At 37.2% G+C, this 819-nt stretch carries 2 protein-coding genes; both read left to right on the top strand.

What is annotated here, in order from left to right; genetic code table 11:
- On the top strand, nt 1–185 hold a 185-nt coding region (locus ED312_RS24165; protein ID WP_206363309.1), incomplete at its 5' end, for a hypothetical protein.
- A gap of 191 nt (nt 186–376) precedes the next feature.
- Nucleotides 377–634 (top strand): hypothetical protein, encoded by a 258-nt coding sequence (locus ED312_RS23095; protein WP_123218389.1) that lies wholly within the window; start codon nt 377–379, stop codon nt 632–634.
- Nucleotides 635–819 lie beyond the last annotated feature (185 nt).

Genomic DNA, 819 nt, shown 5'->3' with positions numbered 1-819 from the left:
CACTTATGGGAATTCCTCAGGTTGGTGGCATTAAGAATATTTCCGGAGTTTTTTCATTGGCCGCTAAGGGAAATAGTCAGATTTGGACATCAACAAGTAAGTTGAGTTCTGTAAAGAATGCTTTTAGACATTGGAAGAAACATGGAGTAGAATTTCCGGAGTTTTTAAATGCCAACAATATGTAGAAGGAGCTAAGAACTTTATGCACAATTCTCCAGCGGGAACTTTAATAAAAACAAGAGCCAATGGGGATATTTTGAAGTACCATCCGGGAACAAATACATTTGGTGTTATGGATGCGTTAGGAGTTCCAAGAACTATATTTAGACCTACAGATGGTATAAAATATTGGTTAAGACAATAAATCGATATAAATATGAGTGATCATAATTGCAGAGTTTGCGGATTATACATTGACGATCTGCCTTGGGGTAGAGACGGTAATTGTCCTACATATGAAATTTGCCCTTGTTGTGGTGTAGAGTTCGGTAATGAGGACTACACAAAAGAATCAACAAAACAATACAGAGAAAAATGGATAAGCGAAGGTGCGCATTGGTTTGAACCAAAGGAAAAACCTGAAAAATGGGATAAAAAAGAACAGTTTAAAAATATTCCACAAGAGTTTGTCTAAACCCGCTCAACGAAGTGTTGCAGGCTCTGCGAATGTCTTCGACTTCGCAGCCTTTTGCACGTTATTGATATGCAAATATGTAAAGCCCCTCTCTGAGGGGCCTCCAAATTGGTGTTTCATAATATTGAACTTTGTTTAAAGCCTTTTGATTGACCAGGTCTTTACAGCAATAAATAAAGTAATAT

The sequence above is a fragment of the Sinomicrobium pectinilyticum genome, assembly GCF_003725735.1.
GTDB classification, from domain to species: Bacteria; Bacteroidota; Bacteroidia; order Flavobacteriales; family Flavobacteriaceae; genus Sinomicrobium; species Sinomicrobium pectinilyticum.
This window is presented reverse-complemented; position numbering and strand designations above follow the sequence as displayed.

What these genes read in the sequence shown, in the direction of transcription:
- ED312_RS23095 (WP_123218389.1), top strand. Translation starts at nt 377, where the DNA reads ATGAGTGATCATAATTGCAGAGTTTGCGGATTATACATTGACGATCTG.